Source organism: Flavobacterium sp. 123 (assembly GCF_003634825.1).
In the GTDB taxonomy this organism is placed as follows: Bacteria; Bacteroidota; Bacteroidia; order Flavobacteriales; family Flavobacteriaceae; genus Flavobacterium.
In genome coordinates this window covers 1,937,372-1,952,593 of the sequence record NZ_RBXD01000001.1, presented here as the reverse complement: position 1 = coordinate 1,952,593, position 15,222 = coordinate 1,937,372, and the positions used below count along the sequence as shown (strand labels likewise).

At 32.3% G+C, this 15,222-nt stretch carries 12 protein-coding genes; 5 read left to right on the top strand and 7 right to left on the bottom strand.

The genetic code is table 11. The features are described from left to right. Positions 1-8: 8 nt before the first annotated feature. The 4 genes from C8C88_RS08430 (at position 9) to rlmB (ending at position 7,329) form a co-directional block, all read left to right on the top strand. Positions 9-1,718 carry a BamA/TamA family outer membrane protein gene (locus C8C88_RS08430; protein ID WP_121337676.1) on the top strand — a complete coding sequence of 570 codons (1,710 nt, stop codon included), beginning with the start codon at positions 9-11 and terminating at the stop codon, positions 1,716-1,718. Positions 1,719-1,803: 85 nt separating this feature from the next. Next, complete coding sequence (locus tag C8C88_RS08425) at positions 1,804-5,064, top strand: SusC/RagA family TonB-linked outer membrane protein (RefSeq protein ID WP_121337675.1); 3,261 nt, start codon at positions 1,804-1,806, stop codon at positions 5,062-5,064. Between the two features lie 3 nt (positions 5,065-5,067). Then, a complete protein-coding gene (locus C8C88_RS08420; protein ID WP_199711401.1) occupies positions 5,068-6,513 on the top strand; it encodes a SusD/RagB family nutrient-binding outer membrane lipoprotein in 1,446 nt (481 codons plus the stop codon). A gap of 81 nt (positions 6,514-6,594) precedes the next feature. After that, entirely contained in the window at positions 6,595-7,329 is a 735-nt protein-coding gene (gene rlmB, locus C8C88_RS08415; RefSeq protein WP_121337673.1) for a 23S rRNA (guanosine(2251)-2'-O)-methyltransferase RlmB, read from the top strand. Between the two features lie 56 nt (positions 7,330-7,385). Here the strand turns inward: rlmB and C8C88_RS08410 are convergent, their stop codons facing one another. Continuing rightward, positions 7,386-8,165 (bottom strand): rhomboid family intramembrane serine protease, encoded by a 780-nt coding sequence (locus tag C8C88_RS08410; RefSeq protein WP_121337672.1) that lies wholly within the window; start codon positions 8,163-8,165, stop codon positions 7,386-7,388. 258 nt (positions 8,166-8,423) lie between these two features. On the opposite strand from C8C88_RS08410, the gene C8C88_RS08400 reads away from it, so the two are divergent. Beyond that, positions 8,424-9,701, top strand: coding sequence for a replication-associated recombination protein A (locus C8C88_RS08400; protein ID WP_121337670.1), 1,278 nt, complete (start codon positions 8,424-8,426; stop codon positions 9,699-9,701). Positions 9,702-9,703: 2 nt separating this feature from the next. On the opposite strand, the gene C8C88_RS08395 is transcribed toward C8C88_RS08400, so the two are convergent. The 6 genes from C8C88_RS08395 to obgE all read right to left on the bottom strand — a co-directional run bounded on the left by C8C88_RS08395 (position 9,704) and on the right by obgE (position 15,206). Then, positions 9,704-10,471, bottom strand: a complete 768-nt coding sequence (locus C8C88_RS08395) for a hypothetical protein (protein WP_121337669.1) — start codon at positions 10,469-10,471, stop codon at positions 9,704-9,706. A 3-nt stretch (positions 10,472-10,474) separates the two neighbouring features. Next, the gene (locus tag C8C88_RS08390; RefSeq protein WP_121337668.1) at positions 10,475-11,161 is read right to left on the bottom strand and encodes a YjjG family noncanonical pyrimidine nucleotidase; all 687 of its coding nucleotides are present in this window, start codon (positions 11,159-11,161) and stop codon (positions 10,475-10,477) included. A 3-nt stretch (positions 11,162-11,164) separates the two neighbouring features. Continuing rightward, positions 11,165-11,851 (bottom strand): DNA repair protein RadC, encoded by a 687-nt coding sequence (gene radC, locus C8C88_RS08385; RefSeq protein ID WP_121337667.1) that lies wholly within the window; start codon positions 11,849-11,851, stop codon positions 11,165-11,167. Between the two features lie 128 nt (positions 11,852-11,979). Then, positions 11,980-13,335, bottom strand: a complete 1,356-nt coding sequence (murC, locus tag C8C88_RS08380; RefSeq protein ID WP_121337666.1) for a UDP-N-acetylmuramate--L-alanine ligase — start codon at positions 13,333-13,335, stop codon at positions 11,980-11,982. 40 nt (positions 13,336-13,375) lie between these two features. Then, positions 13,376-14,083 carry a lipopolysaccharide assembly protein LapB gene (locus C8C88_RS08375; protein ID WP_121337665.1) on the bottom strand — a complete coding sequence of 236 codons (708 nt, stop codon included), beginning with the start codon at positions 14,081-14,083 and terminating at the stop codon, positions 13,376-13,378. A 121-nt stretch (positions 14,084-14,204) separates the two neighbouring features. After that, positions 14,205-15,206 carry a GTPase ObgE gene (obgE, locus tag C8C88_RS08370; RefSeq protein ID WP_121337664.1) on the bottom strand — a complete coding sequence of 334 codons (1,002 nt, stop codon included), beginning with the start codon at positions 15,204-15,206 and terminating at the stop codon, positions 14,205-14,207. Between the last annotated feature and the right edge of the window lie 16 nt (positions 15,207-15,222).

Here is a 15,222-nt window from a genome sequence, read left to right as displayed (position 1 = left end):
AAAAACATTTGAAACCAATTATACTTTTTCTGCTATGCATAATCTCAAGCCTGAACTGCTATGCTCAAAACTTTCATTTAGAAATAAAGGGGAGTTATAATACAGAAAATCAAATAATCGATTCCTTAAAGTATATTTCGGGACACAAAAACACAAAATCGGTTGATGACGAAATAATTACATTAACTAAAAAACTTTCTAAACTAGGATACATTGACAGTCAAGTAACAGAAAAAACAAAAAAAAACGACAGCACCTATTATTCAAAATTAAGTCTTGGAGAAAGAATCAAAACAATACATATATATATAGGTATAAATAATTTAGAAGATGACCTAGTTTTATCAATCATAAAAAAAGATACCATAGCTATTCCTTACAACCAAACAGAAAGCTTTTTAAACCAAACATTACAAAAACTAGAAGAAAACGGATATGCATTAGCCCAATTAAAACTCACCAATTTTAAAAGAAAAAAAGAAGTATTATATGCTGAATTAAAAATAGATACGAATAAACCTAGAGCATTAAGTTCAATAATTATTAACTATGTAGAAAAGAAAAACAAAGAACACTTTCCAGAAGGCCCGCTAAAACAAATTAATCGCAAATACAAAAACAAAATTTTCAACAAAAAAATTATAACTGAAATTCACAATGATTTTGAAAAATTCACCTTTGCAAATCAAATCAAATACCCTGAATTATTATTAACAAAAGATTCCACTAAAGTATATGTCTATCTTGAAAAAAGAAAGTCAAACACTTTTGAAGGATTTATTGGCTTTTCAAATAACGAAAACAAAAAAATTAAACTTAACGGATATGTAGACCTAAATTTAGAGAACATCTTAAAAACAGGAGAAGAAATATCGATATACTGGAAAAGTGACCAAAATAAACAAAAGACATTTAAAGCTGGAATCGATTTACCCTATATATTCAAAAGCCCGCTAAATCTTAAAAGCCAAATTCAGATATTTAAACAAGATAGCACTTTTCAAAACACCAAGACAACAATTGATTTAGGATACATCATAAACCATAACACGCGAATCTATCTAGGATATCAATCAACAGAATCAACCGATATCCAGAACACTAACAACAATTCAATCAGTGATTATAAGAATTCCTACACAAACACAAGTTTTAAATATTCGAAACTAGATTCCGACAATAACTTTTTTAACACTAAATCAAATATCGAGTTTGTTTTTGGCCTAGGGAGCCGAAGAACAAAAAATTCGCCAGAAACCGCAGGAACATCGAAACAATTCCAAATAAAACTTGAGGCCATGTATAATTTCTATCTAAATAAAAAAAATTATATAAATATTAAAACTCAAAATTATTTCTTAGAAAGCAATACTTATATCACAAATGAATTATATCGCTTTGGAGGGATTAATTCCATAAGAGGTTTTGAAGAAAACAGCCTAGAGGCACAATATTTCTCCTCTATAATTACAGAATATCGCTACATAATTTCACCTCAAATCTATCTCCATACAGTCTTAGACTACTGTATTTATAAGGATCCGTTTAATTTTGAAAAAGAAACGAACATAGACGTTTTAACAACGATAGGAATAGGAATGGGAATAGTGTCAAAGGGAGGATTATTCAAATTAATCCTTGCTAATGGAAGCTCAAAAAAACAAGAATTAAAGTTTTATAACACTATCATTAATATATGTTATAATGTTAAATTTTGAATGCGTGCATAAAAAATCATTTCAAATGTTAGGAAAGTTAACAAATTATTAAGATTTTTGTCTCACTAATTCAAAATTTTTAAAAATGAAACTAAAGTTCAATGGATTCTTAGTACTACTAGTAGTACTTATGGCGCAACTAACTTTTGCGCAAGAGAGAGCTGTTTCAGGTACTGTTTCTGATAATGCGGGATTGCCTTTACCAGGCGTTTCTGTATTAGTTAAAGGAACTAAAACTGGAGCACAAACTGATTTTGACGGAAAATATTCTATCAAAGCAACATCAAGTCAAACCTTGGTATTTAGCTACATTGGGATGAAAACTCAAGAAGTTAAAGCAAGTGCAACATCAATTAATGTAAAACTGAAAGATGATTCAGTTGAATTAGGAGAAGTTGTAGTAACAACTGCTTTAGGTATTAAAAGAGAAAAAAAATCTCTTGGTTATGCTACACAAGAAGTAAAAGCAGCTGATTTAACTGCAGGAGCAGGAAGCGGAAACTTCCTTAATGAATTATCTGGTAAAGTTGCCGGTGTTAACATCAAAAGAAACAATAACTTTGGTGGTTCTACTAGTGCTATCTCTAGAGGGGTTAAAGCTCTTGGACAAACAAATGAAATGCTTATTGTTGTTGATGGTATGCCAATAAACAACGCTAACACTAACTCAAACCAAGGTAACCAAACAGCTGGTAGAGGTACAACTTACGATTATGGTAACAATGGTATGGATATCAATCCTGACGACATTGAGTCTATCAACGTACTTAAAGGTGCTGCAGCTTCTGCTTTATATGGTTATTTAGCTGGTAATGGGGTAATAATGATTACTACCAAAAAAGGTAAAGCTAAAACTGGAATGGGTATTACTGTTTCGTCTGAAGTGGTAACTGGTGGAATAGACAAATCTACTTTCCCAAAATACCAAAACAAATACGGAGCTGGTTATGGACCTTACTATGAAGATCCAAGCGGATTGTTTTTATACAGAGACATCGATGGTGATGGAAATGACGATTTAGTTGTTCCTACATCAGAAGATGCTTCTTTTGGAGCTGCATTTGATCCAAACAAATTAGTTTACAACTGGAATGCTTTTACACCTTACTCTGATAGTTACGGTAAAGCAACTCCTTGGCAAGCAGCTAAAAACGGACCAATTACATTTTTTACATCTCCATTATCAATCTCTAACTCAGTGTCTTTTGAAGATGGAAATGAAAAAACAAGTGTAGTTTTCAACTATAACAATACCAAACAAAATGGTATTATGCCAAATAGTGAATTGAAAAAAAATAGTTTCAGTTTAAAATTGAACCACCAATTTACTGATAAATTATCTTTAAGCACATTTGCTAACTACTCTCAACAAAACACTATCGGTAGAAACTCAACTGGTTACAATGATAACATTGCTGGTATGTTCCGTCAATGGTTTCAAACTAACGTTGATATCCAAGAATTGAAACAAGTTTACGAAAGATCAGGTGGTCAAAACGTAACTTGGAACTGGTCAGATCCAACAGATTTAAGACCAATCTATTGGGATAACCCTTATTTCACAAGATACCAAAACTATCAAAACGATACAAGAAATCGTTTTACAGGTTATGCTAAATTAGATTACATACTTACTGATTGGTTAACTGCTACAGGTAAAGTATCTTCTGATTCTTATGCAGAAATTCGTGAAGAAAGAAGAGCTGATGGTTCAGTACCAGCAGAATTCGGAATCAACAGAAACGACGAAGGTTCTGGATACCAAAGATATAACAGAAACTTTTCTGAGCAAAACTATGACTTCATCTTGACATTCAAAAAGAACATCTCAGAAGATTTCAGTTTCAATGGAATATTAGGAGGAAGTGCTAAAAGAAGTTCTGTAAACTCAATATTAGCTTCAACTGAAGGAGGACTTATTGTTCCTGGAATTTACAGTTTAACAAATTCAAAAAGTACAGTTCCTTTCCCATTAGAAGGAGCTACTAAAGATGGTGTAAACAGTTATTATGCTTCTGTTTCTCTTGGATACAAAGATATGTTCTTCTTAGATGCTACTTCTAGAAGAGATGCTTTCTCAGTATTACCTAAAGGAAACAACTCATTATTCAGTAACTCAGTATCTGGAAGTTTCTTATTCACAAAACTAGTTAACAAAGACTGGTTATCATTTGGTAAATTAAGAGCAGGTTATTCTGAAAGCCCATTGGGAACTCCAAGTTTATCATTAGTTGATACGTATACTAAATACGATCCATTTAATGGTCAACAATTATATTCTGTAAACAGTATCAAAAACAACCCAAATTTAGCACCAATTAAAACTGTTGCTCAAGAGATTGGTTTGGAAATGCAATTCTTCAACAGAAGATTAGGTTTTGATGTTTCTGTTTACAAAAATGAAAACTCAGGTGAAGCTGTAAATGTACCATTCTCAACTTCTACAGGTTATTCTAGTAAATATATCAATGCTGCAGATATCGTTAATAAAGGTATTGAGGTTCAATTTAATGTTACACCAATCAAAACAAATGATTTTGCATGGGATGTATTTGTAAACTGGTCTAAAAACAACAGTGAAGTTGTAGCTTTAGCTCCTGGAATTGAAAACTTACAATTAAATAGCTTTCAAGGTGGTGTTTCTCTAAATGCAGTTGTTGGTCAACCATTAGGTATTATTAAAGGTACTGATTTCACTTATTTAGATGAGCAAAAAGTTGTAGCTGCTAACGGTAGATACAAACTTAATACTTCAACTAATAATATCATTGGTGATATCAATGCTGATTGGATTGGTGGTATTAGAAATAAATTCACATACAAAAATTTCTCTTTTGGATTCTTAATTGATATGAAAAAAGGTGGAGACATATGGTCATTAGATCAATCATATGGTCAAGCAACAGGTTTGTATGCTGAATCAGCTGGAATAAATGAATTAGGAAACCCAATCAGAAATACAATTGCTAACGGTGGTGGTATTATTTTACCAGGTGTACAAGCTGACGGAACTCCAAATACAGTAAGAACTCCTTCACCTAATCAATACGGAAACATGCAAGGATACAGAAGAATGCCAAACAAAGCATTTATCTATGATGCAGGTTTCATCAAATTAAGAGAAGTTAATATTACTTACGTATTACCTACAAGTGTTGTATCTAAAATGCACCTTACTGAAATGAAATTCAGTCTTGTTGGATCAAATCTTTGGATAATAGACAAAAGCCTTCCATATGCAGATCCTGAAAGTGGATTGGGATCTAGTCTTGCTTCATCTGGATATTCAACCGGTTCTTTACCTACAACAAGAAATATTGGATGTAACGTAACATTTAAATTTTAAATCATGAAAAAAATAATATTAACAATAGCATTTATAGCGCTGAGCGTATCATGTACTGATGATATAACAGGCTTAAATCAAGACACGAAGAACCCAACTACTACAAAAGCTGAGTTTTTATTTACAAACGCTCAAAAAGCTATTGTAGACCAAATGGTGAGTACTTCTGTAAACATAAATGTGTATAGATTATTTGTACAACATTGGACTGAGACAACTTATCCAGATGAAAGCCAATATGATATCACAACAAGAAGTATTCCAGCTAATACTTATGGTGCATTATATAGAGATGGATTGAAAGATTTGAAAGAAGCACAATCTTTATTAAATGCAGAAGCACCTATTGCAACTACAGATATTGCTATTTTGAATAACAAAAAAGCAATTGTAGATATCATGATGGTTTATGCTTACAATGTATTAGTAGATACTTTTGGAGATGTACCTTATTCTGAGGCATTAGATCTTGAGGCTCATCCATTACCAAAATATGATGATGCACAAACAATCTACAAAGATTTACTTGCAAGATTAGCTACTGACGTATCTCTTATCTCAAGTAATGATAATTTTGGAGATGCTGATTTAATTTATGGTGGTGATGCAATGAAATGGAAAAAATTTGCCAATTCATTGAGATTAAGATTAGCTGTTAACATGCATGATGTTGATCCTACATATGCTGCTACTCACATTACTGCTGCAGTTGCTTCTGGAACTATTTCAAGCAATGATGACAACACTAATCTACACTACTTAGATACTTCAGTTGGAAATTCAAATCCATTATACGCTGATTTAGTTGTTAGTCAAAGAAATGATTTTGTTCCAGCTAACACTTTAGTAGACAAAATGAATGCATTAACTGACCCAAGAAGAGCTAAATATTTCACGCTTAAAAACAATGCTTATGTAGGTGGTATTTATGGTAGTTCAAACAGTTTTGCTAGTTTTTCTCACATTTCAGGAACATTAAATGATCAAAAATTCCCTGGAACTATATTTGATTATTCTGAAGTAGAATTTTTATTAGCTGAAGCTGTATCAAAAGGTGTTGCTGTAGGTGGAACTGTTGAAAGTCACTACAACGCTGCTATCACTGCTTCAATGGAAAATTGGGGTGTAGACTCAGCAGATATTACAACTTATTTAGCACTACCAAGCGTTGCTTATGCAACTGCAACTGGTACTGATAAACAAAAAATAGGTGAACAAGCTTGGATTGCTCTTTTCAATAGAGGTTTTGAAGCTTGGACTTCATACAGAAGATTAGATTTCCCTGTATTGTCTGCTCCTGCCGTGACTTATAATAGCCAAACAACTGTTCCTGTAAGATATACTTATCCTTCAAGAGAACAACAAATTAACGCTACAAACGTTACTGCTGCTTCAACAGCAATTGGTGGAGATAAATTATCTACTAAACTTTTCTGGGATAAATTTTAATTATCTCTTAAAATAAATTTAAAAACCATCAGCTTAGGCTGGTGGTTTTTTTTTTACACTGATTTTACTTAGCTTTGCGACATGGAAAAAGAAAATTTAATATTCGGGATAAGAGCTATTATTGAGGCAATACAATCAGGTGCAGAAGTTGACAAAGTATTTATACAAAAAGAGATTTCTGGCGAACTGATGAAAGACTTAATGAAAGTACTGAAACGAGGTAATATTAATTTCTCTTATGTTCCTGTAGAAAAATTAAATCGATTAACACCTAACAATCATCAAGGTGCTGTTGCAAGTATATCGCCTATTGGTTTTATCGATTTAGAACATTTAGTTGAAGCGACTGTGTCTTCAGGTAAAGTACCTTTATTTTTAATTTTAGACCAAATTTCAGATGCACGAAACTTCGGCGCCATCATTAGAACTGCTGAATGTACTGGTGTAAATGGAATTATAGTTCAAAAAGCTGGTTCAGCACCCGTAAACGGTGACACCGTTAAAACATCAGCAGGAGCAGTATTTAATGTGCCTATTTGTAAAGTAGAACATATTAAAGACGCTATATTTTATTTGCAAGGTTCAGGTATAAAAACGGTAGCTGCAACTGAAAAAACAGAACAAAACATCTACGATATATCCCTTAATGAACCTGTTGCAATAATAATGGGGTCAGAAGATCGCGGAATAAATCCTTCTGTACTTAAAATCGTTGACGAAAAAGCAAAACTTCCTATGTTTGGCACAATAGGCTCTTTAAATGTATCTGTAGCTTGTGGTGCTTTTTTATACGAAGCGGTAAGACAAAGAAGTTAATATCTTTCCCAAGCTTATTAGGGCAAGATACTATCAATACAATAATAAAGAATGAATTAAGACTCCGGTTTTGGTTCATTTTTTTTATCTAAAACAATTTCATACTCAATAGGAAGATTAGATGTATAATAGGATAAAAAAATCTGCTCTTTTTCTTCAGGTGATAGATTTACAAAATTTCCTTTTGCATCAAAACGCTGCATAAATTTATCCTCTTCTGGATTGTATTCTGGCTTTTCCCAATCGTATTTAATTAGCTTTTTATATTCAGGTGTTTTGTAAATTAATGACAAAACAAAACCCGTTATGAGTCCAGCCAAATGACCTTCCCAAGAAATTGACTTTTCTCCCAATGTTTCTGGGTTTGGAAAAACATACCAAACTAAACCACCATAAATAATAATTACAGCTAGTGACAGCGCAACTAAACGATAATATTGAGTTTGCAAACCTTTAAAGAAAATAAAACTCACCAACACATATATCAAACCACTGGCACCGATATGATAATTATCCCTACCAATAACCCAAGTAATTAATCCAGAAATTAAAATTCCAAATCCAATAACTTTAATTGATTGATTCGCATAAAAAAATTGTAAAGCTGCTAACAAAATCAATAGTGGAATTGAATTATTATAAAGATGCTCAATATCGGCGTGAATAAAAGGGCTAAATAAAACTCCTTGTAAACCAGAAAAAGTTCTTGGATATATTCCATTAGTAACAAAATCATAATCAAATCGGATTTCAAGCCAAAAAACAAACCATAGGCATACTACAAAAAATAGTGGAAGTCCAATAACAGCATTAGTAAATTTGAAATGATTATCCATTAGTTTTGATTTCGTATTGTTTTTTTAATCAAAGTCAAAAACTTAACCACAACCAATTTAATGCTATTTTGTCATATTAAACTAAAAGTTCTTCTAAAAAATAAATCCCTAGCCCAGATGATCCAGAAGTTTCGGGGGGCATCCTTTTTATCTCGTTTTGTTGACGAGTTAAAAAGATATAGTGGACAGCTGGAAATAGCTTCTGAAAAAAAATTAGAATCTGAAAAAAGTCCGTTTGAAAAATAGTAATTTTACAAAATGGAAGCACCTTTAGCAGAACGTATTCGCCCACAAAAATTAGAGGATTATATTAGTCAATCCCATTTAGTTGGGCCAAATGGCTCATTAACACAGCAAATAACCAAGGGAATAATCCCTTCACTCCTATTCTGGGGGCCTCCTGGCACGGGAAAAACTACGCTTGCACAAATTATAGCGCAAGAATCAAAACGCCCTTTTTATATATTAAGTGCTATAAACTCTGGTGTTAAAGACATTCGTGATGTTATTGAAAAAGCTAAGCAAAGTGGTGGTCTTTTTACTTCAAAAAATCCAATTCTTTTTATAGATGAAATTCATCGTTTTAGCAAATCACAGCAAGATTCACTTTTGGCCGCAGTAGAAAAAGGCTGGATTACACTTATAGGCGCTACGACTGAAAATCCAAGTTTTGAAGTGATTCCTGCTTTATTGTCTCGTTGTCAGGTCTATATTTTGAATGCTTTTGCCAAGCAAGATTTAGAGGCTTTACTAGAGCGAGCCATAGCTACAGATGTTATTTTGAAAGAAAAAAAAATCAATCTTAAAGAAACAGAAGCTTTGCTCCGTCTTTCTGGTGGTGATGGACGTAAGCTATTAAATATTTTTGAACTTGTTGTAAACGCGTCTAATGATAACGAAATAACAATCACTAATGATCGTGTTTTTGAACTTGTGCAACAAAACACTGTTTTATATGACAAAACGGGAGAACAACACTATGATATTGTTTCTGCATTTATAAAATCAATTCGCGGAAGTGATCCTAACGGAGCCGTTTATTGGTTGGCTAGAATGATTGAAGGTGGTGAGGATGTGAAATTTATTGCTCGACGTATGTTAATTTTATCTAGTGAGGATATTGGTAACGCAAATCCTACTGCTTTTATAATGGCTAATAATACTTTTCAAGCTGTTTCAACTATAGGTTATCCAGAAAGTAGAATTTTATTGAGTCAATGTGCTATTTACTTAGCAACTTCACCAAAAAGCAATGCGTCATATTTAGCCATTGGAACTGCACAACAATTAGTTAAACAAACCGGAGATTTGCCCGTTCCTATTCATTTACGAAATGCGCCAACTAAATTGATGAAAGAGCTTGGTTATGGTGAAGATTATAAATATTCACACGATTACACAAATAACTTTGCAGAACAGGAGTTCCTTCCTGATGCGATTAGCAATACTCCTTTATATATTCCTGGTAATAATTCTAGAGAAAACACAACTAGAGAATTTCTTAAAAATCGTTGGAAAGACAAATATGGATATTAGCTCTAAAACTTAACTGCTACTTTTTCTGAAACCAAAGTATCATTTTGATAATATTCAAAGAACCACTGATTATTTTTTTCGATTAAAACACCTTGAATATTCGCTTTTGTTGCAATAAAACAATCGTTTCTAGAGGAATTAAATATCTTAAAAATTACTTTTGGAGTACTATCAATTAACTGAAAGCCATTTGCTGTTGGTTGTGCGTAAAGTATTTTTGATTTATCATCACTACTATTCTCTGTTTTTAAAGTCTCTTGCTTAACAGTAGCTTTCGATGCGTCTTGTACAATTGGCAATGGACTAACATCTGGATTTAAATTAGTATTTGAATTACTCGAAACTGTATTATTATATTTATAATTTAGTGCATTAACCGAAATGAAAGCTTTGTTCAATGATTCCGTATAGGCTAACTGTGAATCTTTTTCTTTACTCGCTCCTATTTCAGATTGAAAAATAATCTTTCCATTACAATCCTTAAAAGTGATATAAAGCTTAGTAATTAAAAATGAATTTGGTTTTACAACATCAAAATAAATCAAATTACATCTATCATTATTTTCTTTAGGCATAGGCTCATTTGCATAAAAGGCTTGAAAACCAGCTTTACTTAAATTAAACTTAGATAAAGTTGCTAGTCGATACTGATTATCACTCTTCATAAAGTCAAACTTCAAAGGGATAAGTACCGCTTTATAGTCATTTACGGATTGCGAGAAACAGTAACTTGAAATTAATAATGCTAAAAATAGAAATCGTGTTTTCATAATCTATAAATATTTTTTTAGTTCTAATAAATGGTTAATATAAACAATATTTTCTGGGACTTCAATTTTGTTTGCATTAAAAAAAATAGCTCCTAAACCGGCATCTAAAGCCCCTTGAACATCAGCTTCTAAACAATCCCCTATCATTACACTACTTTCCTTTTTGGCTTTGGCCAAATCTAATGCGTGTTCAAAAATAATAGGATTGGGTTTCTTTACTCCTGCCATTTCTGAATTAGTAATGGTCTGAAAATAACCTCCCAAATTAGAATTATTAATTTTTTTATATTGAACATCAGCAAAACCATTTGTAATGATATGAAGTCTATAATTGATGCTTAAATACTCTAAAATTTCGTAAGTTCCCTCAAAAAGATTATTGTTTTCTGGCAAACCTTGAATGTATTCGTGAGCGATACTATCTATTTGTTCATCTGAAATATCATAATTCAATGCGTCAAAAGAAAACTTTAATCGGTTGTAACGAAGTTCATCATGAGTAATTTTATCATACTGATACAACTTCCAGCACGCTTGATTTATTGGCACATACTGCTCAATAAATTTATCTATTTCAATAGTTGGGTGACTCTTTTTGAAAATAGACTCAAAAGTCAACGCTGAATTCGTATCAAAATCCCAAAGCGTATGATCTAAATCAAAAAAAATGTCGGTAATAGTAGTTTTCATAAATTAAAAAATTCCTTCATCTACAAAACTATAATATTTTGTTTCAGTAATGATTAAATGGTCTAAAACTTTAACATCTAAACTATCACCAGCTAATTTTAGTTTTTTAGTAATTAATTTATCCGCATCACTTGGCATTATTGTCCCCGAAGGATGATTATGACATAAAATCAAACTTGTAGCTCCCATTTCTAATGCTACTTTAAAAACCAAACGTGTATCAACTAAAGTCCCAGTAATTCCGCCTTTGCTAAGCTGAGATTTCGAAATTACTTTATTGGAATTATTCAAATAAATAATCCAAAATTCTTCATGTGGCAATTCTCCAATAATAGGTTGCATAATTTGAAAAATAGTTTGACTAGACGTTATTTTTGTTAAATCAACAACATCTTCAGTTCTTCTTCGTCTACCAAGTTCCATAGCAGCTATAATTGAAATTGCTTTTGCTTCTCCAATGCCTTTAAACTTCATTAGTTGTTGAATAGTCAATTTACCTAAAGCATTCAAATTATTATCAATACCACCCAAAATTCGCTTACTCAAATCAACAGCAGATTCATTCCTATTTCCAGAACCAATAAGTATAGCAATGAGCTCTGCATCACTCAAAACACTTTTGCCTTTAAGCATCAGTTTCTCACGTGGTTTGTCTTCTTCTGACCAGTTTGTAATAGGAAAATTATTCATTTGCTATAAGAATTAAATAATTTACAAAATTAAGAAAATTCGCTCATAAAAATTAATGAAATGAAAAAAGAGAAATCACAGCTTTTACATCGCTAAGATTTCTCTTTTATAAATTAGATAAATTTTATTTACTCTATCAATCCTTTAACTTCATCAAAATTCAATCCTCCGTAATTACCGGAACTCATCAATAATAAAGCTGAATTCTCAAGATTTAAATTAAATAAATAGTCTTTGAAATCTTTGGGATTGGTATAAATAATTAAATCTTCTCTATTAAAAGCTTTTGCAATTTGCTCATAAGTAACTTCTTCAAGTTGTTTGATTTTAACTGCATCAGGCGAATAAAAAACAACTGCAACATCTGCATACTCCAAAGCTCCTTCGTATTCTTTTAAAAACTCCGCATTCAAACTACTATACGTATGCAATTCTAAACAAGCCACCAAAGTACGTTCCGGATATTGTTCCTTAACAGCCTTAGTCGTTGCGGATACTTTGCTAGGTGAATGAGCAAAATCTTTATAAGCTACTTTATTTTTACCTTCAGCAATTTTTTCTAATCGTTTTGAAGCGCCTTTAAAACTAGCAATTGCCTCATAAAAATCTGCTTCGTCTACTCCCATGTTTTGGCAAACCCATTTTGCACCAGCCAAATTATTAAGATTATGTGCACCAAAAACTTCAATTGGCATATCTCCTTCTGGAGTTTCAAGCAAGGTAACGCCATTACTAACGGAGTATTTTGGAGTATGATACGCTAATTTTCGTATTGGATTTGTAGCGGCTTCAGCTACTCGTTTTACCTCTGAATCATCCTCATTATAAACTAAGATTCCACCGTTTGTAATTTTATCAATAAAAATTTCAAACTGTTCAACGTAGTTTTCATAAGTTGGAAAAACATTAATATGATCCCAAGCAATTCCTGAAATCAATGCAATATTAGGTTGGTACAAATGGAATTTTGGTCGTCTATCAATAGGTGATGATAAATATTCATCGCCTTCTAGAACCATAAAATCATTCTCTTCGGTTAGATGAACCATGGTATCAAAACCTTCTAATTGTGCACCTACCATATAATCCACTTCAATATTATGGTAATGCATCACATGAAGAATCATTGATGTAATAGTTGTTTTTCCGTGTGAACCTCCAATAACAACTCGCGTTTTATTTTTAGATTGTTCATATAGAAACTCAGGATAGGAATAGATTTTCAATCCTAATTCCTGCGCTTTTAACAACTCTGGATTATCAGCTTTGGCGTGCATTCCTAGAATTACAGCTTCAATATCAGCGGTAATTTTCTCTGGAAACCATCCTAATTCTGCTGGCAAAATTCCTTTTTTATCTAATCTTGATTTTGATGGCTCAAAAATAGCATCGTCACTTCCTGTAACCTGATATCCTTTATTATGTAATGCTAATGCTAAATTATGCATAGCGCTTCCGCCAATAGCGATGAAATGTGTTTTCATTATATTTATGCTTTTATTATTTTGAATCAGTAATCTAAATTTAAAGATTCTCTGACAGTTCTTTTTTTCTTAATTCCTCTAAAACATTTTTAGCCTTCTCTGGCTCATTCATTTTATTCTTATACAAATTAGCTAGTACTTGATAGCACATTTTTGATCCTGCTATTGAAATTGCTTTTTTATATTGTAGTTCAGATGCTTTATACCTTTTAAAATGCTCCTCTATTCTTCCTCTGGACAGATATCCATCAACGGGAGATAATTTTAAAAGTTCATTCGAATATTTTATAGCCTCTGACTCACTTCCGCCAACTATAGCTGGAAGTTGTAAATTCAATTCTATCAAGGCCCACCTTGCGTCGACATGACCAGAATTTAAAACAATCGCTTTTTCAAAACTCTCTCTAACTTCATCAATCATTCCAAGAGCTCTAAACTTATTAACTTCCTTTGCTTTCATACCCATTGCTCCACCATATTTGTAGAAATAATCAGCTTCAGTAGGTTTTAATTGTTTTAGTTTTTTATAATAAAAAATAGCTTTATCCCATGATTTTTCTAATCCTGCGATATCACCCAAATATTCAATTGTCTTGAAATCAGATGGATTATTTTTTAAAATAGATTCGAAGATTGGCTTAGCTTGATTGAATTTCTCTTCTTTGAAAAACTTTTCAGCTTTTTCGAAATTGGTTTGGGACCAAATCAAAAGAGGAAATAATAAAAAAGAAATTACTAATTGTTTCATTCTTCAAAAATAGGAAAATTTATAATTCTAAGCCGACAAGGATTAGGAAAGGTTTAACTGTTTTACAAAAAAAAATCTCGTAATACTTACGAGATTTTTTATAATTTAAGAAAACACAAAATTAATCATTTAACATTTTCCACAATTTATCTTTTAATTCCGTCAACCCTTGTTGCGCAACAGATGAAATAAACATGTAAGGAACATCTTTAAAAGAAACATCTAATTCTGTTTTCAATTCTGCTTTTAGCTCATCATCAAGCATATCACATTTTGAAATCACTAATAAACGCTCTTTATCAAGCATTTCTGGATTGTATTTTGTCAATTCATTTACTAGAATATCATACTCCGCCTTGATATCTGGAGTATCTACAGGAACTAAAAACAATAAAGTTGAGTTTCGTTCAATATGACGCAAGAAATAGTGACCAAGTCCTTTTCCTTCTGCTGCTCCTTCAATAATTCCAGGAATATCCGCAATTACAAAAGATTGAAAATCTCTATAGGCTACAATTCCAAGATTTGGCTTTAATGTTGTAAACGGATAATCTGCAATTTTTGGTTTTGCAGAAGTAAGCACCGATAATAAGGTTGATTTACCCGCATTAGGAAAACCTACCAAACCTACATCAGCCAAAACTTTCAATTCTAAAATCACATCCATTTCTACTCCTGGCAAACCTGGCTGAGAGTATCTTGGCGTTTGATTGGTTGAACTTCTAAAATGCCAGTTTCCTAATCCTCCTTTACCTCCACGAGAAAGTATTTGCTTTTCTCCATCTTCAGTAATTTCAAATAAGACTTCACCTGTTTCTTTATCTTTTACTACTGTCCCTAAAGGAACTTCAATAAATTTATCTTCTCCATCAGCACCAGTACTTCTATCTCCGCCACCGTCACCACCATGACCTGCTTTTATATGACGGGCAAATTTCAGGTGAAACAAAGTCCAAAGTCCTCTGTTTCCAACTAAATAAACATGTCCTCCACGACCACCATCTCCACCATCTGGCCCTCCTTTTTCAATAAATTTTTCTCTATGTAAATGCGTAGATCCTTTCCCTCCTTTTCCGGAAGAAACATAAATTTTTACGTAGTCTACAAAATTCCCTTCTGTCATTTTTTTTAGTATTCAG